The following is a 21,467-nucleotide window of genomic DNA, read 5'->3' as shown; positions in this document are numbered from 1 at the left end:
TCCGCTTATGGCTGTTGTCTTCTATGGCTGACCGTTCCAAACTTGATGATCTGAAAGACGTGCTCGGCGGTGCTGCGCGCGCCATGTCGCATGAACCGGAAGTGGAGTTGGCTTACACCGCAGAAGCACCTTCGCAATCCGGGCAACATCTCAAGGTGCCGATGCCGGCACGCGATCTTCCACCCGATCAGGTCGCCCAGGCACGCGGTTTTGCCGACAGCTTCGCGCTGAAACTGCGCTATCATGACGAAGGCCGTCACCGCAAAAATGCGCCGCAAGAGGCCGTTGCCCGGGCATGTTTTGATGCTCTGGAACAGGTGCGGACCGATGCGCTGGGATCGCGTAATATGAAGGGCGTGAACGGGAACCTTGATGCGGCGCTGGAAATGCGCATGCGCTCGGATCCGATCTCCCGCGCGCAGAATCGCGATGAAGTGCCGATCTCGACGGCACTCGCCTTGCTTGCCCGCGAAAAGCTGACCGGCGAAGCGCCGCCGGAATCGACGTTGAAGGGTGTCGAGATGCTGCGCGAGTGGATTGAGGAAGGCGCAGGTGCCGATCTCGATGGTCTAAATCTCACGCTCGATGATCAGGAGAGCTTTGCCAAACTTTCCACGCAGTTACTGGAACATCTCGACCTCATCAACAGCGACGATGAAACTTCAGACGCCGACGACAATGACGACGATTCTGATGAAGACAGCGATGATCAGGACGATGATGGCGCCGATGATGAAGCCACTGGCGATCAGGGGCAGCAGGACATGCGCTCCGAACAGTCCGAGGATGATGCGCAGGATAGCGAAAGCGAGCTAAACGCCGAAGAAATGGAAGAAGGCTCGGAAGAGGAAATGGGCGATGCCGGTGATGATGGCATGATGCCGGTCCGCCCCAATCGCCCGATGTCCGACCTGCCGCCCGGCTTTGACTATGCGCCGTGGACCGAAAAATATGACGAGATCATCAGCGCAACCGAATTGTGCGATGAAGAAGAGCTTACCCGACTGCGCGCGTTTCTTGACCAGCAACTGACCAATTTACAGGGCGCGGTCACCAAGCTTGCCAATCGCTTGCAACGCCGTCTGATGGCGCAGCAGAACCGCAGCTGGGATTTTGATCAGGAAGAAGGCATGCTGGATGCCGCCCGCCTCGCCCGCGTGGTCAGCAATCCGGCGCACAGCCTGTCCTACAAGGTCGAACGCGAGACCGATTTCCGCGATACCGTCGTCACGCTGCTGATCGACAATAGCGGTTCGATGCGCGGCCGGCCGATCAGCATCGCCGCGATTAGCGCCGATATCATGGCCCGCACACTCGAACGTTGCGGAGTCAAAACCGAGATTCTCGGCTTCACCACTCGTGCATGGAAAGGCGGTCAGTGCCGCGAAAGCTGGCTGGCGGCGGATCGTCCGGCCAATCCCGGTAGGCTCAACGACCTGCGCCACATCATCTACAAACAGGCAGATGAACCGTGGCGGCGGGCCCGCAAAAATCTTGGCCTGATGATGCGCGAAGGGTTACTCAAAGAAAATATCGACGGCGAGGCATTGCTCTGGGCGCATAATCGCCTGATCGGACGGCCCGAAGAACGTCGGATATTGATGGTCATTTCCGATGGCGCGCCGGTGGATGATTCAACCCTTTCAGTGAACCATGGTGCCTATCTGGAAAATCATCTTCGCAAAGTCATCGACTGGATTGAGAGCCGCTCGCCGGTGCAGCTAGTTGCGATCGGCATCGGCCACGACGTGACCCGCTATTACAAGCGCGCTGTCACCATCATGGATGCGGAGCAGCTGGGCGGCACTATGGTCGAACAACTGGCCGGACTTTTTGACGAGGAAACAAAATGAACGTAACCGAAGCTGTTAAATCCCGCCGTTCCGTCCGCCAGTTTCTCGACAAGCCCGTTGATCAGAAAACACTCCAGAAAATCCTGGAAACCGCAGCCCGCTCACCATCAGGCGGCAACACCCAGCCATGGAATGCCATTGTTGTCGGTGGCGATGAGCTGACGCGGATTGCAGATGCCATCAAGGCCAAAGTTCCGACGGCGCCAGCCGGTGAGAATATGGAATATGACATCTACCCCAAAGATCTGGAAGGGCGCTACGAAGATCAGCGCAAGGGCATCGGCAAGGCGATGTTCGACTCTCTGAAAATTCCCCGCGAAGATGGTGGCGCGCGGATCAAGCAGATGATGGCCAACTGGGACAGTTTTGGCGCACCAGTGCAGCTGTTCACCTATACCCGCAAATATATGGGGCCGCCGCAATGGTCAGATATGGGCATGTGGCTGCAAACCGTGATGCTGCTCCTTCGCGAAGAAGGTCTGGACAGTTGCCCGCAGGAAATCTGGGCGATGTATGGAACTTATATGCGCGAGCTGCTCGGCATTGACGATGACCACATTTTCTTTTGTGGAATGGCCATCGGATATCGTGATCCGGATGCGCCCATTAACAATTTCGACGTACCGCGGGTTCCCCTGTCCGAAAATGTAAAATTTGTTGGATTTTAAAATATCTAAACATCTGAATAAAAAAGATTATTTTCTAAACTGTCTCAGAAAGTGACGATCGTCACCCTTTCTGACCGGCTGTGTCGATAAATTACTATACCAGAATCGGAAAATTCGCTTATGGATATTCATGAGGGAATTTTCGGGTCGCAATAGAATAGCTTAGCCTTCATGGATAAGCCTTCTTGGGGTATTGTGGGGAATATATGATCCGTCCGAGAGATTTTCGCTTGCCTATACTGGCATTGCTTCCGGCATTGACACTGGCTGCAACATCATCCGTTGCTCACGCGCAAGGCATGCCCGTGGCACTGCGCGACAGTTTCCCTATTGGTTCAGGCGACGGGACACTTTGCCAAGTTCAGGACAGAAGCCTTGAAAATAAAGCAAAGCGAAGCATTTTTGACCGCACTTGGGCGGTCGTCTGCCGCGATTCCGCGCGTCCGGTCGGTAACGTCTATGCTTTTCGTGCACCGGAAGACAATGTCCTTACCCGCCTCGCCAAATCTCGCAAAGATTCGATCACCTGCGGCCAGGACGCAGCGCAAGATAGCGTCGACGGCATCAGCCGGAATATCTGCAAACTTTCCGACGAACCGGTCAGCTATTCAATATTCCGGGAAGAGCGCGGTAATGTTACTTATGTCGCAGAGGGCCTGACGGTTTATGACAGCGCAACGCTTTTGACGCTAAAATCTGTCATGGCGGACAAGATTATCAAAGGCCGGATCGACGTTGCATCGACTTCTATCGAAGATCCTTTCGCGTTTGCAAGGGTACAGGCGCTAACACTAAAGCCCGAACTGGCCCTGGCAGAGGGTTATCGCCGTAATCTGAGCGGCAATTATGCCGAAGCTGCGGCGTTTTTTGAGACCTTGCAACAGCGCACCGCCGGTTTGGATGATCAGGATATCAATCCCGAAGAATATTATATCAATCGCGCCCTGCAAAAATCGAACCTTGGCGAATTTGCAGAAGCAGACGAATTGTTTGAACAAGCCCGATCAGTGATATCGGACAATGTCGTGAACCAGAAATTACTGCGTAATTTTGAAGGTATACATCTGCTGAATCAGGGGCGTTATGAAGAGGCAGTCGATCGCATAAATCTGCCCGTCAAAGCGTTGGAAACGCAGCAAGATGCACTGATTTCCAACCTCACCATCACGGCGCCCATCGCAACCCGGTTGAACAGTGACAGCAAGGCATCCAGTTTACTCGGTTTCAATGATGATCTGAAACTGACCCAGCAGGAGCGCGCGGAGATTATTGATGCGCAGGCCCTGCAGTTGATTGGCACGGCCCAGCGCATCAAGGGAGATGCCGATACCGCTCAGCGTTCGCTGACCACCGCCTATAACCGGGCCGTTGCGGTTCGCGACGGACGGGTCACCTCCATCACGCGGCTGCGGACACAGATATTGTCGGAACTGGCCCTGATCTCCGAAGCAGAGGGCGAATTTGGCAATGCGGAGCAGCTTCTGCGCAATGCTCTGGAGCTGGTGGAACTGCAGTATCCCGAGACCCGCGCCGTCAATGCCGCCAAAGCAAAGCTGGCCAGCTATTTATTGCGCCGCAACAAACAAGATGAAGCACGGCAATTATATCGCGAAGTCGTCGACAGTTCGCTGGGCAAGCGCAGCGCGATCACGGGTATTGCCAATCAGCTTGGCCCCTATTTCAAGCTGATGAGCGATGATCCGGATTCTGCAGCAGAGTTCTTCAAAGCCGCTCAGGTTCTGGTCCGGCCTGGTGTTGCCGAAACTCAGGCGGCGTTATCCCGAGAGCTTAGCGGCGGCACCGACGAAGCAGCGCGTCTGTTTCGGCAATCCAACAATCTTGACCGCAGCATCGAAAGACTGCGCATGCGCTTCACCGCTTTGGGCAAGGTGGAACAAAATGCAGGAACACGGCGACGCCGTGCCGATCTGGCTGCTGAGATAGAGGAACTGGAGCGAAGCCAGCAGCTCACCATTGTCAGCCTGTCGCAATTTCCACAATATCGTGCTGTTGCGGGAAGCTCTATCAGCCTCACCGATTTGCGGGCATCTATGACACCTTCTGAAGCCTATCTACGCATGGCGATTGTCGGCGATGACATATTCATGCTCTACGCAGATCAAGAGTTTGCCACCGCCTATAAATCGGCCTTGAGTGCCAGTGCACTGGATCAGCAAGTAGACCTTTTGCGTGCCTCCATCTCCGTTTTTGAAAATGGACAATATGTCACTTATCCATTTGACATAGAAACGTCCCGAAAACTCTACAAAGCACTTTTGGATCCCATGGCACAGCGACTGGCATCAAAAAGTCATCTGATCTTTGAACCAGATGGAGCGATGCTGCGCCTGCCGATCAATTTGCTGGTCGCTGATGACAATTCCGTCTCACAATATCTGGAGCGGATCGAGCAGCCAGATGGCGATCCGTTCGACTATACCGGCGTTCGGTGGCTGGGCGGCGATATCAATGTCAGCACTGCGGTTTCCGCACGCGGTTTTACCGAAGCACGCAAGGCCCCAATTTCCGGTGCATCCCGGCAGTATCTTGGCCTCGGCAGCAATCAGCCGGTTCTGGCCAATACCCGAATAGGCGGCGTTCGAGCGTCAGCTAAAGGCCTTGATGCCAGTTGCAACTGGGCTCTCGATGAATGGAACAAGCCCATTTCGGACGCGGAACTTTACCAGGCACGCTCGATAATTGGTCAGAATGGCTCCGAAGTACTTACCGGCACAGCTTTTTCCGATGACCAAATTTTGGCAAAACCCGATATTTCCGAATATCGCATTCTTCACTTCGCTACCCACGGGTTGGTCACCGCTCCGCGGCCATCTTGCCCGGCAAAACCGGCTTTGCTGACATCTTTTGGTGGCAAGGGATCTGACGGGCTCTTGGCTTTTGACGAGATATTCGATCTGAAGCTGGATGCTGACATTGTCATTCTTTCAGCCTGCGACACAGCCGGCAAGGCCAGCATCCGCGCCACACGCGAAGCAGGTGTCAGCAGTGGCGGAGGCACCGCGCTGGATGGTCTGGTCCGGTCATTCATTGGTGCCGGTAGCCGTTCGGTGTTGGCCAGTCATTGGCCCGCGCCTGACGATTTCAAGGCAACCGAGCGCCTGATTGGCGGCTTGTTCGAGGACGGCAAAGGACAATCGATCGCGACGGCACTGCGTGTTTCACAAAAAAAACTCATGGATGATCCGATAACGTCGCATCCTTATTACTGGTCCGGCTTTGCCATTATCGGTGACGGATCAAGGCCGTTTTTGCCGGATAATCAGACCGCAAATGCAGCAACCACAACATCATCGGCTTCCATCTTGAAATAATGACGGGTTCCGATAGCCATAACGACCCGGTGTCAAACAACCGCGATGTCAAGGCAGAGGCCCGGGGGATTTTACAATCGTTACGGCGCCTGTTTGACCAGCTGGGTCCGATCCGCCTTGGCTCGACGATCCTGTTCCTGATACTCGCCCTCTTGATGGCACGCTTCAGCTGGACGACACCGCTGATCCAGGACGCCGAACGCGCACTCTATGACATGCGGGTTTCCGTCTTCGCTCCAGAGGTGGAGAAAGAAGACCGGGTCGTAATGATCGTGTACAACGAGGACACCCTGAAACTCACGGGCCAGCGCTCCCCGGTCGACCGGACAATTCTTGCACAGTCATTGGAAGCGATTGACGCAGCCAACCCCAAATCCATCGGCATCGATATTCTGTTCACCATGCCGCAGGATGACGACCCGTTGCTAGTCTCGACGTTCAAGCAAATCCGGACCCCGACATTTCTGGCTTATGCCGATCCCAAATATAATCCCGAAATTGGCTTTGCAGAACATGAATTCCTCAAATCATTCCTGAGCGAGGTCGAAGGTGATAACCTGAAACCGACCAGCATCCGGCTGAACACCGACAGCGACGGCGTCCAGAGACGCTGGACACCCCAGAAAGCCGACGCCCCGCCGTTTATGGCCATGGCTCTGACCGGGCCAAATCCCAAATTTGCCGCGAATGAAGGGGCTATCCGTTATCTTGTTCCGGCAAGTCCGGACATGCCGGTGTTCGACAAATTCCCGATAGAAAGTTTTGCCGATCCGGCAACGGCAGAAATGCTGCAATCTTTCATTGCGGGCAAACATGTGTTGATCGGTGGTGACTTTGTTGATCGTGATCGGTTCGAAACGCCAATTGGTTCAATCACGGATCTGCAAAGCGAGGATGGCAAAATGATCGGACTGGAAGTCCATGCTCATATGCTCGCACAGCTGCTGAATGACGATATCCCGGCCCCGATACCGGCCTGGACACTGTGGGTGGCAGCCCTGATTGTCGCGATCTGTGGCGGGCTTTCTGCGCTGATCATGGGCAATGCGGGAAAAGTTGCCGGTATATTGATCGGCCAGTTTGCGTTCTTCCTGATTTTTCCTTTTGTCCTGCAGAATATCGGTGTCGATACGCTCAGCCTGCCGGCCTTTGGCTGGGGTTTGGGTTGGCTGTTCGGCTATGCTTCCGTCAGCGCGGCAGCGCGAACGATCAATTCCAAACAGCGTGCTTTTGCGCAAAGTGCGCTGGGTAAGTATCTGCCCAAATCGATCGCCGGAGAAATATTACGCGATCCCGAGAAGCTGGCTCTTCATGGTGAGAAACGTCAGATATTTGCGGTTTTCACGGATCTGGAAGGTTTTACCAAACTCAGCCACGCCATCGAGCCTGAAATGGTCGCCACGCTGCTGAATGACTATCTCGACCGGCTCAGCGATGTCGCCCTGGAATATGGCGGTACGATCGACAAGTTTGTCGGAGATGCGCTGGTATGTTTCTGGGGCGCACCGCTTGCTCTGCCCGACGATGGGGAGCGCGCTGCCAAGGCCGCCTATGCTCTTTATCAAGCCGGCGAAGAATTCAGGAAAAACGTGCCCGAGGGGGTGCCTCCAATTGGCCGTACGCGCGTCGGAATGCATTATGGCGATGCGATTGTCGGAAATTTCGGCGGTGAAGGCAGGATCCAGTACACCGCACTTGGCGATGCAATGAATACCGCCGCACGTTTGGAAGCGGCCAACAAGCCCCTGGAAACCAAAGTGCTGGTCAGCAAGGAAGCGATGGAACGCACGGGGCTCGACTGGTACCGGCCGATGGGCAAGATAACCCTGCGCGGACGGTCCACCCCCGTAGAAGTGTTTGAACCCGTTCCCGATTGGGAAGAAAAAGACCGGGCGGCAGTGACAGCCGTCATAGGAGCCCATCAAAAAGGTGATAATGCTTATATTCAGGCACTTGATGCTATGATGAAGCGATATGGCGAAGATTTAGGCTTGGCCAATTTGCTGAAACGACTGGAAAAAACGAAAAATGGAGAGAGCTATGCACTCGGTTGAATGTAAAACAGCTAAATCTGGCAAACTCGTACGCAACATGGGCAAGGCGGCATTGGGAGCAATATTGCTCGTCGGTGTCAGCGGCGCTGCAGTGGCACAAAATATGGTTGTTCGTTCAACCGGGCCATCTGCCAAATCCTATCCCGCCGGTAAAAAACTTGCCAACGGTACAAAAGTCACACTGAAGGATCTGGATAGAGTCACCATACTTGGCAAGGGCGGCACCCGGGTGCTGAAAGGCCCTGGAACATTTTCGCTCGGCAACAGGGCGCGTACGCAGTCCAGCAGCTCGACGCGCCTTGCCAGCTTCATCAATAATCGCGGAAGCAGCCGGGCCAGAACCGGAGCGGTCCGCAGCGCGGGCGTCGGTGTAACCAGTGTTGCACCGAAAAACCCGAATCTGTGGTTTCTGGACGTTACCAAAGGCGGCAAATTTTGCGTAGCCGATGCCGAAGCATTGGTGTTATGGCGCCCGGACTATACCGGGTCCGCCACTGCCAGCATTGTTGAACCAGCCAATGGTACGGTGACCGAAGTGGCATGGCGTAAGGGCAATCCGCTGAAACGATGGCCAAGAGCCAAGGCGCCGCTGGAAAATGGTGCCAGCTACAGGTTGATTGGGTCCAATGTCGACAAATCGGTTGAGGTTAATTTTGTGATGCTGAACGAGGCACCACAAAATCTGGACGACGCGGCCGCGGCATTGATTGCCAATGGTTGTCAGAGCCAGCTCGATCTGCTGGTCGAAACACTTGATGACGGTTCTTCGGACAATCAGGACGCAAGTTAACAGGGAAGAACATCTTACGCCCCGAGGTGAGGGTCAGGGCGTGAGGTGAAAATACGGTATTTCCAAGGGGGTCGCGCAGGAAATACTGAAAAACGGGGAAAAATATGTCGCGAGCGCGCGCTTCAAAAAAACTGACTTTGCTGATCTCAATACCGGCAATTCTGTCGACCCATGGTGCTGCCTGGGCGCAATCGGCAGTCGCAGCGCCCACAAGGGAAGAAATCCAGCGTGGACTGCTGGGAGAAGCCGAAAAAGGCCAGGCACAAGCTCTGACCGTCGAAGGCGGTGTCGAGCGATCCGCCTGTCCGCTTGCCAATCCTGAATTTGCCGATGTCAAATTCTCCTTGCAGGCGGTCGAATTTGACGGCCTTGGCGTTGTCGATAGCTCAATATTGAAGTCAGCTTATTCGGGCTATATAGGTCAGGAAGTACCGGTTGCCGTGGTCTGTGAAATCCGTGATCGGGCCGCAACCATATTGCGCGGCGCCGGCTATCTAGCAGCTGTACAGGTTCCTCCCCAGACCATCGAAAGCGGCACCGTCAAATTTGACGTTCTGCTTGCACGGATGACATCAGTGCAGGTGCGCGGCGATGCCGGATCTTCAGAGAAACTGCTGAAACAATATATTGACCGGCTGACCAACGAACCGGTTTTCAATATTGATGTTGCGGAACGCTATCTCCTGCTCGCGCGCGATATTCCGGGACTGGATGTGCGGCTTTCCTTACGGCCGGTAACGTCCGCCACCGACGGGCGCCCCGGAGACGTGATTGGCGAGTTTAATGTGGTTCGCACACCGGTTTATGTGGATGCGAATATCCAGAATTTCGGATCGAAACAGGTCGGCCGGTTTGGCGGATTGCTGCGCGCACGGTTTAACGGGATTACCGGACTCGGCGATGAAACAACGATCAGCGCTTTTTCAACCGCTGATTTCAGTGAACAGCAAGTCCTGCAAGTGGGTCATGAATTTCGTGTCGGCGGTGAAGGTCTGCGTTTTGGCGGTAATTTCACCTATGCTTGGACGGACCCGGAACTGGCGGGCAATTTCGATATTGAATCGGAAACTTTGGTCGCTGGCATTTATGCGACCTATCCCTTCATCCGCAAACAATCCCATAATTTGTTCGGGACCGTGGGTTTTGAACATATTGACCAGAAGACGGATATTCTGGGTACGCGAACGAATGAAGATGACCTGAGCATCGCTTATGCCCGTCTGGACTATAATGCGATTGAGCCCGGCAGCTTGTCCGGTCGCGGCGGTTATTCGGCCTTTGAACCCAAATGGGGCATGGCTGGTTCTCTGGAGCTGCGCCAGGGTCTTGGCATATTGGGTGCCAGCAAGGGCTGCGGACCAGCCTTTGTTCGTTGTATCGGAGAAACCGTAATTCCCACCCGTGCTGATGGCGATCCAACCGCTTTTGTTGTCAGAGGACAGGTAAAACTGGATTATCGCCCTACCCCGTTATTGGCATTCACGCTGAAGCCGCGGTTCCAATATTCACCCGATGCGCTGTTTTCTTATGAAGAAATTTCGGGCGGCAATTACACAACCGGTCGTGGCTATGATCCGGGAACGATTATCGGCGACAGCGGTTACGGTCTGCAGACGGAGGTCAGCTATGGCTCGCTCATCCCCGATTCTCCGGATGGCATTGCCTGGCAACCCTATGTCTATTTCGATCTCATGGGAGTGTGGAACAAAAACCTCCCGGGTGATCCCCAAAAAATTTACTCCGCTGGCGGCGGTATTCGCGCAACCATTGGTCGGCAGGCCAGTCTGGACGTGATGGCCGTGGTGCCACTGAAAAGCGGACCTTTCGAAACCCGGCGGGACAGCGCCCGGGCGTTGATGACGCTGACGGTGCAGCTCGCACCGTGGTCGCGATAGGCAATAGAGGCGGCGAATGATGACCAGAGGCAAGATGATGACAGAGACGACAAAAAACAGTCGGAAAACCGGCAACGCTATGGATAAAAACAGATCCGCGATCAGCAAGCTCAAACTGCTCGCTGGCGGATCTTTCACCGCCGCCGCTGTGGCCCTGGCAACTTTGGGACAAACGGCCCAGGCTCAGGCCCTTGATCCCAATCGTTCCTTTCAGGCCACACCCACCTTTAACCCTGGCGACAGCTGGTCACCTGGGCCCAATACCGACAATGTTTTTATTTCCGGCTCTGAAGCGATTATCAATTGGGCACCTCTCGATACCGCCACGTTGGACACGACCAACACGCCAATCGACATTCTCCCGTCGATGAGGTCCATTACGTTCAACAATGCAACAGATTTTACGGTCCTGAACCGCATCTTGCCGACACCCAGCTTGGCAGGCGAATTTCGTCCGATCCAGTTTAACGGCACAGTAAATACTCGCGTGAACGGCACTCAGGGTGGCAGTGCATGGTTCTATAGCCCCGGCGGCATTATCGCTGGTGCCGGATCCGCCTTTAACGTCGGTAGTCTGGTTCTGACCGCCAATGATATCGATACCACCGGCGGTCTGTTCGGTCCCACGGGTGAAATCCGCTTCAACGGAGTCGCGAATAGTTCCTCGGTCGTCAGCATCGCCGATTCAGCGACCATCAATGCCAATACCGCATTTTCAAATGTTAGCGACTATGTGGCCCTTGTCGCACCTCGTGTCGTTCAGGGCGGCACTGTCGACGTCGCTGGCTCAGCCGCCTATGTCGCTGCCGAGCAAGCCGATCTGACGATCAACAATGGGTTATTCGATATCACCGTCACGGTGGGGACCACCAATGGCAACGGTATTGTTCACACAGGAACGACCACCGGCGATTCCTCCATACCCATAGACGACGATCCAACCACAATGTTTGTCAATGAGGCAAACCGTGATGCGCAGGCCATCTACATGGTTGCTGTGCCCAAAAATGCCGCAATTACAATGCTGGTCGGCGGGCAAGTCGGATATCGACCCGCAGCAACGGCGAGTATAATCAATGGCCAGGTCGTCCTGAGCGCCGGATATGATGTTTCTGTGCAAGGGCCCACCAGCAACGCACAAGTGGTGGTCGCCGACAACCCGGTCACTAATTTAGCGGGCAATATAGAGTTTACAGGCGGTGATTTTTCGGCAGACGTGTCCGCGACCGCAAGCGGTGCCATTAATGGAATATCGACAAGTACCGGCATCGATATTCAAAGCGCCGCATCCGGTGACCGTTATGATCTCGATCTTACTGCGGGCACGGAAATTAACATCGGGGCTGATGAAGGCGGTGTTTTCCGTGTTGCCGGCAATGCGAATCTGCGCGCCGGTTCTGCGGCGAATGGTGGGGCAATAAACCTTGTTGCCATTAACGATCCGACAAGCCCCGACGGTATCGGCGAGATTGATATAGGCGGAAATCTTATCGTCGATACAGGTGCAATGGGGGCCGACGATTTCTTTACGGTCCGTAACAACGGAGGAACCGGAATTGGTGAGGACGCGATTGGCGGCGACATCTCCGTCAACGTATCAAACGGTGGCCGTTTACAGGTTGGCGGTTCATCGGAGTTCTTAACCGACGCACAGGGCGGCAAAGGGGAAGAATTTAACGGTCTTTCCCAAGGCGGCAATATCACCGTGAATCTTGCTGATAACACCAGCAGTATAAGCCTTTTAGGTGCTGTCACATTCGATACAGAAGCCAGAAGTACCGGCAGCGGAAAAATGGGTGGTAATGGCGTGGGCAGCGTCGGCAACGACGGTATTGCGGGTAACTTTTCCCTCAATCTGCAAGGCGGGACGATGGCTGCCGGCGACATCTCCATCAATACCGACGCGCGCGCCACGAGTGGCAGTGACGGAACCGTAAGCCAGAGTAATGACGGCATTGCAGGTAATGTAAATATTGCCATCACCGGGGGAGATCACACATTTAATTCGCTGTCTTCCACATCCTCTGCGGAAAGCAGGGAATCCGTTAATGCGGCCGGTGAAATTGTAAATGGAATCGCCAATCGGCCAATGGCCAATATTTCGGTCAGCGGTGCCGGCACGTCTTTGACGATTAATAACAATATAAACCTGAGCACCGGCACCAGCGACAAACAGGTTGGTGATGCTGCTACCCCCTCTTCCACCATATCGGCGGTCGGCACTGGTACGGGTGCAGGTACCGGACTGCTGGTCGCTGGAGGAATCTTTGCCGATATTGAAGGCTCGATTGATCTGATTGCCGATGGCAGCACGGTCAGTTTTGATACCCTGCAGTTATTCGCCACGAGCAGCTTTGATGACGGCACAACCCTGTCCGGCGGGAACATCAATGTTATTTCTCGCAATAGCGGCGTTCTGACCGGTCGAAATGGAGACCTTTTTGCAAATGCCCAAATATTTGACTTTTCTGGCCCCGCCTCGCCAACTGCTGTAAACGGACGCGGCGGCAACATACTGATCTCTGCAGATAATTCGTCGATCAACTTCACTGGACGCCTTAGCGCATCGGCAAATGGTCTGGGCGACGCAGATCTTGGAAACGGAATTGGCGGAACGATCAGACTGTTGGTGGACGGTGATGCGGCCTCCATGACACTGACTGATCTTTCATTCAGCACTGACGGCAGGGTTTTTTTTGATGAGGAGGCGGGATTTGGAGGATTTCCCAAAGGCGATGGTGGCTCCGGTATAGGCGGAACAACAACGATCGATCTTTTAAACGGTACATTTGTCGCCGATGACATTTCAGTCAGCAGCGACGGCTCTGGCGGACCGGGTGGCGACAATGTCGGCAGTACTGCCGGATCAGGTGGCACCGGAACGGGTGGCGATGTCATCGTCAACCTCGATGGCAGCAATGCCACCGTTAATAGCTTGACGATTACCGCAAGCGGGCTCGGCGGAGACGGCGGCTTTGGCGATAGCGACAATGGCAATAATGGCGGCAATGGCGGAATGGGTATCGGTGGCAATGCTACCTTCAATGCCACATCAGGAACACTGAACGTCAACCAGATCAGGGTGGATGCATTAGGTAATGCGGTTCGCTTCACCTCCTTCACGTCGATCAGGGGCGATGGCGGCAGGGGTCGTGGCACAGGCGGCGGCGACGGCGGTGCCGGCATCGGCGGGACAGCAACTTTCAACCTGGACGGCACTTCAGTCGTCAATGCCCAGGAAGTGCTTGTCAGCACCGACGGCTATGGCGGCGAAGGCGGCTCGGCTGACTCAGATAACATTAACGGAATGGATATCCCTGGCGGTGCTGGCGGAAATGGCGGCAGCGGGACAGGCGGTAGCGCAACATTCAACAACACGACCGGCACCATCAGCTTCAACCAGTTGACCGTTCAGTCGCTGGGTATCGGCAGCGATGGCGGCGATAGCAGAGGAGTTACCGTTGGAGAGGCAGCCGCAAGCGGCGGCGATGGCGGTACAGGTACCGGTGGCCTTGCAACCATAAACCTGAATCAGGATGACGCCACCAATCCGGTTTATATAATCGACAGCAGCGGAACAGGTGGTGATGGCGGTGAAGGTCTGACCGGCGGTAACGCGGGCGATGGTATCGGCGGTGTTTCCACGCTGAATATCAATAATGTGGCGGTGCAGCTCAACCAACCGACAATCTTGTCCAACGGAACCGGTGGAACCGGCGGCAGAAGCGACGGTATTGGCGGAAATGGCGGAAATGGCGGCGATGCCCAAGGCGGCGTCGCTCGGTTGGAAATCGTTGGCGCTGGCGGAATGTTGACCACTATCGGCGGATCACCAGTCACCAATAGCGATGCTTTCGGCGGCACCGGAGGCGGCGGCTTTGACGAATTTCTCGCCGATGGCGGCGATGGTGGGAACGGCGGCTCGGCCACAGGTGGCACGGTCGAAATTGCCGTTCGTACCGGCGCCAACTATGAGGTCAACGGCGGTGCGCCCTTCACGCTATCCAGCACCGGGACCGGTGGACAGGGCGGGACTGGTGGCTACTCCTATAGCGCTGCTTCAGGAGATGGTGGTGATGCTGGCCAGGGAACCGGCGGGACTGCGCGCTTGCTCGCTCAAGGCGGCTCACTGACCGGTAATGACGTTACTATTACCGCAGCTGGCTTTGGCGGCGACGCCGGTGCAGCCGGCGGTACTTTCAACGGTACAGGTGGTGCAGCCGGTATTGGCGGTATGGGTGCAGGCGGTACATCAGCAATAGAAGTACAAGAAGGCAGCCCGGGCATTATAACTCTGGGCAATGTCAACATGGTCGCAAACGGGTTTAACTCCGGTGACAGTGGCTTCCCAAGTGGTATTGGCGGCCGTATTGAAATCATAGACACGTCAACCGATCCAGCCGGTTTGATCACCCTTGCGTCCCTGACCGCTGAAGCGCTGGCGGGAGCAGCCCCAGCCAGTGGGTTCTTCATGTCTGGAAATAGCGGGCCAATCACAGTCACAGGTGACGTCTTTGTCGACGTGGCCGGAAATGCTGAATTTGCTTATGATGGGAGCGGCCAACTGGTGGTTGGCGGCTTGATGGATGTTCTGAGCGGCGCGTCCATTCTCGTTTCCCACACAAATAACACAGTGCCCGCAACAACATCTATTGACGTTGCCGACAGCTTTGACGCGCGGGCGCAAAGCGACTTTGATGCCATGACGGGGTCCATTATTAATTCGGATGCAGCGATCACCATTCGCGCAGAGGCCAATGCGTCGGCCGCCGACCTAAGGGCTTTCGACAATATTGATCTTTCCGCCGGGCAAAATGTTATGCTTAACAATGCCTCTGTAACCGGGCCGGCAGAGACTTCTGTTTTCAGTACCGGTATATTGGTCTCGAATGGCATTTATGTCCGGGCCGGAAGCAACGAAGATCCAAGCTTCCCGCAATTTGATCCGCTCTTTAACGCAACATTCGCAGGAGACATTTCGTCATCCGGTGCCGTTCGGATTGAATCGGGGGGCAATGCAGTCTTCCAGACCGGCACAAATCTTGTTTCCGACAATCTTCTTTTGGTGCGTACCGGGGACGACATAATCGTTCAATCCGGTGCAAGTATCGCCGCAGCCAACGATCCTGTGGAAACGGTGGACCCCTCTATCCCGTTTTTGAGCGAAAATAACCTGCTATTGCTGGCTGGTGATATTGGCATGGGAATTCCTCTGCTGAGTACACCGCAAACCCCGATTGCTTCGATCATTGCCGCCGGTAACATCAATGCCAATGATTTTGCAGTTGTGATGACGGCAAATGCCATAGATGGCTTGGGCGGCACGATTTCCGCAGGCTCGATCAGCGCTGACATCAACAATGCGCCTTCCAACGCTATGATAGCCATTAATGGCCAGTCTGATGATAATGGCCTGCTGAGCGCGGGCTGCGTGGAGGGCAATTTATGCCTTGGCGCTCTGGCAGCTGACAATATCGTTCAAATCGGTCAGGCTGGCGTTCCAATCCAGGCGATCATCGAGAATGGTGATATTATCGCCAACAGCATACTCGTATCTACCCGCCGTGATATTGTGATGGGTGCCAACGGCGTTCCGTCACGTTTCATTGCCAGTGATGTAATATTTGTGAACAGCACCGAAGGTGATGTGGACCTGCGCGATGCCGAACTGACCAGCGATTTTCTGGGCATTGATGCGGCAGGTAGCCTGCTTGGTTCGGGTTCACTTAACAGCGGCAACGATATTGGCATTACTGTCGGCGGCAGCATCTCGGCGGCCGCCATCGACACGGGTGGTGAACTGACCACGGTCGAGGACCGCGGCGATGTCCTGGAAGGGTTTTACTCCGTTCCTGATAGCATGAATGTTGGCATATTGACTGTCGGCGCCGGTGACGTGAATTATGACGCCGGTGGTGATTTCAGCTTTGATCAGATCAATGTTCCTGACAGCAACATAATTTTGGACGCGCCGGGATCGATCTTCCTGGGATCCACATCTGGTGCACAGAATATTGATATCAATGGCGGCGATATAACCGTCGGAAACATCGATGCTGGTGTCGACATAACACTATCTTCTGGCGATTTCATTGACTTCGGATCAGTGGATGCCGGTAACATGCTCGATCTCAGCGGCAGCGATATTACCGGTGATGTGCTGGCCGCCGGTACAACCGTCAGAGTTGTAGGCACAGGTAGTCTATCTATTGGCAATGTTATTTCGGGCAACGAAACATTCCTGGAGGGCAATTCGGTTACATTGGGCGGTGCTGATACGGGCGACAATGGTGACATCCGGTTTACCGAAGGTTTGCGTATCCGCGCTCTGGACGGCGACATCAATATCGGCGGCGATCTGGATATTTCGCGCACCGGGGATTTCTTCGCCTCGGGCGACATCATTTTCGGTGATGTTGATGTGACCAGCAAAATACCTTCTGGACTGGACTTGCGGGCGCTCGGTTCCGTTATGTTTGGCAATGTAACATCCGATTCCTTTATCAGTGTCCGGGCCGATGGTAACTTTACGGCTGAAACCGTCGCTGCCAGTTCACTCCGGGTATTTGTTGATGGGCTTATCGATGTCACACGCGCAGAAGCCTTTAACAGCAATTTTGATGCTGATTTGGGCGTTGAAATTGGAGAGCTGATCGGTGGTTCGGCCGTGCTGCTGTCTTCCGACGGCGATGTTGCTGTTCGAAACAACGCGCTGGTTGACAATACTCTGAGAGCAAGCGGCAATAATGTGTTCCTCCGGTCCGACGGGGCGATGAGAGTCATTGCTACCGCTAATGCCGGGAACATAGACATTGTTGCCAGAGGCAATCTCGTAGTCGATGATGCCAATGCAACAGGTAACATTCTGCTCACCAGCCTGGCGGGTAGTGCGGAATTGAACGAGTTAATCATCATCCCCAGCGGTGCTGGAACGTCGCCTGCCGGGATCAGTAGTCAGGCGGTTGTTAGTGCCAATGGTAATATTGATATCACGGCAGCCATCGACGTTGCGATTAATGATACTGTCAATGCTGCCAACGCCCTGACGATCACCGCAGGCAATCTGGTGGACATTCAGGCTCTCGCCACCGGGACGACAATCGACGTCTCGTCCGCGGATATTAATATCGGTTCCACCGGTCAATTGGGTGAGTTTGAACAGACCAATGATATTTTCATTGAGAGCAATGGTATCAATCAAGTGCTTTTGGGCGGCGCAACCGATCTTGGCGGCTACACACTCGATAATTTCGAATTCTCTCGTATTCAGTCCAATCAGGATCTGACGATCTTTGTCGGAGCAACCGGCAACACGACGCCCGATCTCATCATTCAGGATCTGACCGTCCAAACCGGTAGCAATGTGAGTGGGCCGCAGAACGCCAATATCGGTTTCTCCGGAACGCTAACCATTGATTCCGGTCAATCGACGCGGGTTGATGGCAATCTCAACGTCACCAACGCATCCGCTGGTACAACCCTGAACATGACGTCGTTGGACGATCTGAGAATCAACGCCAATGGCGGACTGATTCAGATTACCGACGCCAATGGTGGCTTCGGCGGGATCGGGTTGATGACCCTGACCGCCCAGAATATCTACGCCATGACAGATCAGGCCTTTGCCGATATCGCCGGGCTGGATGTTAGTGCCGTCGATCTGAGGCTGGAGAATAGTGATGGCCTGAACATCAACGACGGGCTGATCCGTGGAGGTATTGCAGAATTTGTTGTCGATGGTGACCTGTTCATACAAAATACCGTTCCTGGCGTGTCTTTTGATGAACGCCGTGGTTTCACGGTGGATACACTCACCATCAATGGCCTCAGCGCCGGGAGTAACGCCAATATCGTGATCAATGGCATTGTTAGTGGACGAACCGGGATAGACGGATTGTTGGAGACAGATGTCGCCGTCACCTTTGATGACTTTTCGACCATAAATGGCTGTGTCATCCTTGATCCAGCTAGCTGTGGTGCCCCTCCACCTCCGACACCCACACCTACTCCGACCCCAACACCAGAGCCAGAAATTGATGATCCTGTAAGGGATGTGATCGAAGAAGAGGTAACGCCAATGGAAGATGGTTCGGTTGTCAGCGATCCGTTTGAGACCAATCTCATCGAGATCAAGGAAAATGAAGAATATATCGATGATCCGTTGATTGATGAGCCGGTAACCGGAGCGGGCAACGACGATCTGTGGGTTACCGACGGAGCGGCCGGGGAAGAAGAAAATACCGAATGCGCTGAAGGTGATGAAAATTGTGGTCAGGGCGGTCCGGAGGAAGAAAACGCGCTTGAACCTGCCGAGTGAATTGACCGGTTGACCTTTTATATCCCAAACCACTAGGCGGTGGATATGAATGACACTACCAACCATACCTTGAAGCTGTTCAACAGCCTCACCCGCGAGCTCGAACCGTTTACGCCGGTTCATGAAGGCGAAGCCCGCGTCTATACCTGTGGGCCGACAGTCTACAACTATCAGCATATCGGAAATATGCGTGCCTATATTTTTGCGGATCTATTGGGCCGAACCTTAAGCGCCACCGGCCTAAAACTGACGCATATCATCAACATCACCGATGTCGGTCATTTGACCTCCGACGCTGATGTCGGTGATGACAAGATGGAAAAGGCGGCTGCATCATCAGGAAAATCAGCATGGGATATCGCCAAATATTACACCGATGCTTACTGGTGGGACATTGAACGGTTAAACATTCGCCAGCCGGCTAAATGGTCCATTGCCACCGATCATGTGGAAGAGATGATCGACTTTGCAAAAGGCATTGCCGACAAACACTGCTACGAACTGGAAAGCGGTCTGTATTTTGATACCAGCACTGTGCCGGACTATGGTCGGTTAGCGGGCACTCAAAGCGACGATGTAGAAGGTCGCATCGAAACGGTTGAAGGCAAACGGCATCCACAGGATTTTGCAATTTGGCGCAAGACACCCGCCGGAGAAACCCGTCAGATGGAATGGGATAGTCCATGGGGCAAAGGTGCTCCGGGATGGCATCTGGAATGTTCGCAGATGAGCATGAAATATCTGGGTGAGACTTTTGACATTCATACCGGCGGTATTGATCACCGTGAAATTCACCATCCCAATGAAATTGCCCAGAACCAGGCCCACAACTGTTCCGAACATAGTGGCGCAAATATCTGGATGCACAACAACTTCCTGATCGACCGTGCCGGGAAAATGTCGAAATCAAGCGGCGACTTCTTGCGACTGCAGGTCCTGATCGACAAGGGTATTCATCCCCTCGCCTACCGTTTGATGTGTTTGCAGGCCCATTATCGTAGCGAGCTGGAATTTACCTGGGACAATCTGGTTGCGGCACTGACAAGGTTGAAACGCATGATCATCGGTGTCGAGAACCTAAAAACTCGCCTTGAAAAAACTGATGCCTCAGCCGCCAATGATCGTGAGCACCCAAAAGTTACGGAACTGCGTGACCAACTATGGGCTGCAATGGCAGATGATTTGAACAGCGCCAAAGCTATTCCGTTGCTCGAGGAACTTTTGGGATTGAAAAAAATCAACGCCCACCAGCGGTTTGAGCTGCTGAAAGAGATGGATGCTATATTTGGTCTGCAACTAGAAACGCTAACGCGAGAAAATTTGCGTGTTAAACCGGAACAGGTGGCAATTTCTGAAGAAGAGATAGAACGGCAACTGGACCTGCGACAACAGGCCAAGGCGGAAAAGGATTTTGCAGCAGCCGATGCAATCCGCGATGAACTGACGGCGCAGGGTGTGGAACTGATGGATGGCGATCCGCTACGCTGGGAATGGAGCATTTCGATATGAGCAAACCAATAGCTGCTATGGCGTCTCTCGTTCGTCCCCTGGTCGAACCTCATTGTGGTGATCTTGATGTTACCTGGTTCACCAGTACCGAGGAAGCCATGGAGATTGCACCGCATGCCGAAATCGGCTGGTTCGACATGTATGACAAGGAAAAGATGGCGCAGGTACTAGGTGCGGCGACCAACTTGAAATGGCTCAACAGCATCTATGCCGGGGTTGAGCATTTTCCGCTCGATCAACTCAAACAGCAGGGCACGGTTGTTACCAACGGGGCAGGATTGAACAGCTCCCCCATCGCCGAATTTGTGGTCATGGGCATGTTGTCCGCGGCCAAACGGACCGACAAATTGCTGGAACTTCAGGATCAGCAGGAATGGCCCGAACAGGCACCGGGCACCGCTGAACTGACGGACGGCAAAGCCCTGATCATCGGTTATGGCGGTATCGGCCAGCAGGTTGCGAAAAAACTGTCTGGTTTCGAAATGGATGTCACCGCCGTCCGAAGAACCGCCAGTGATGATCCCGCCGGATTGGGAACAGAAGTTATCGGCACCGGTGACTGGCAGGCTCGGCTCGGGGAGTTTGACTGGGTAATCGTCTCCGCGCCTGCGACCACAGAAACGCAGAAACTGCTAGGCGCGGATGAATTTGCCGCGATGAAACCGTCAGCCTGGCTAATCAATGTCGCACGCGGGTCACTGGTAGATCAACCGGCGCTGGTAGAGGCGCTGAACGACAAGGTCATCGGTGGCGCGATGCTGGATGTCACCGATCCTGAACCGCTGCCGAAAGGTGATCCGTTGTGGACAGCAGATAACTGCTTCATCACGATGCACGTTTCCGGTGTCGCCCAAACCCGCATGTTTCAACGCGCTGCCGCCCGTTTTGTCGAAAATCTGGTACGCTATCGGGAGGGCGATGATATGATCGCAGTGGCCGATCTTGATCGCGGTTATTGAGCTGTTTATTAAATTTTCGATTGATACGTGACTTACATAAAAATTTGACTTATCAACCAACAGCATAGGGGTAGGAATGAGTCTTTTTCT

At 54.2% G+C, this 21,467-nt stretch carries 9 protein-coding genes; all 9 read left to right on the top strand.

All coding sequences use genetic code 11. The features are described 5' to 3' along the window. The first annotated feature begins 23 nt into the window (after positions 1-23). Positions 24-1,853: a cobaltochelatase subunit CobT gene (gene cobT, locus DK507_RS10895; RefSeq protein ID WP_109356431.1), complete on the top strand. Its 1,830-nt coding sequence runs from the start codon at positions 24-26 to the stop codon at positions 1,851-1,853. Then, complete coding sequence (locus tag DK507_RS10890; RefSeq protein WP_109356430.1) at positions 1,850-2,521, top strand: nitroreductase; 672 nt, start codon at positions 1,850-1,852, stop codon at positions 2,519-2,521. The genes cobT and DK507_RS10890 overlap by 4 nt, the downstream gene beginning before the upstream one ends. A 206-nt stretch (positions 2,522-2,727) precedes the next feature. Next, complete coding sequence (locus DK507_RS10885) at positions 2,728-5,853, top strand: CHAT domain-containing protein (protein ID WP_109356429.1); 3,126 nt, start codon at positions 2,728-2,730, stop codon at positions 5,851-5,853. Beyond that, positions 5,853-7,907, top strand: coding sequence for an adenylate/guanylate cyclase domain-containing protein (locus DK507_RS10880; protein WP_109356428.1), 2,055 nt, complete (start codon positions 5,853-5,855; stop codon positions 7,905-7,907). The genes DK507_RS10885 and DK507_RS10880 overlap by 1 nt, the downstream gene beginning before the upstream one ends. Next, positions 7,894-8,697, top strand: coding sequence for a hypothetical protein (locus tag DK507_RS10875; RefSeq protein WP_109356427.1), 804 nt, complete (start codon positions 7,894-7,896; stop codon positions 8,695-8,697). Before DK507_RS10880 ends, DK507_RS10875 begins: the two co-directional genes overlap by 14 nt. 104 nt (positions 8,698-8,801) lie before the next feature. Next, complete coding sequence (locus tag DK507_RS10870) at positions 8,802-10,592, top strand: ShlB/FhaC/HecB family hemolysin secretion/activation protein (protein WP_109356426.1); 1,791 nt, start codon at positions 8,802-8,804, stop codon at positions 10,590-10,592. Between the two features lie 79 nt (positions 10,593-10,671). Then, positions 10,672-18,909, top strand: a complete 8,238-nt coding sequence (locus tag DK507_RS10865) for a hypothetical protein (RefSeq protein WP_162559013.1) — start codon at positions 10,672-10,674, stop codon at positions 18,907-18,909. Positions 18,910-18,954: 45 nt separating this feature from the next. Further along, entirely contained in the window at positions 18,955-20,418 is a 1,464-nt protein-coding gene (gene cysS / locus DK507_RS10860; protein WP_109356424.1) for a cysteine--tRNA ligase, read from the top strand. Next, positions 20,415-21,377, top strand: a complete 963-nt coding sequence (locus DK507_RS10855) for a D-2-hydroxyacid dehydrogenase (RefSeq protein ID WP_109356423.1) — start codon at positions 20,415-20,417, stop codon at positions 21,375-21,377. The genes cysS and DK507_RS10855 overlap by 4 nt, the downstream gene beginning before the upstream one ends. Positions 21,378-21,467: the final 90 nt, after the last annotated feature.

Source organism: Sphingorhabdus sp. EL138, assembly GCF_900258045.1.
Taxonomy (GTDB): Bacteria; Pseudomonadota; Alphaproteobacteria; order Sphingomonadales; family Sphingomonadaceae; genus Parasphingorhabdus.
This window is presented reverse-complemented; position numbering and strand designations above follow the sequence as displayed.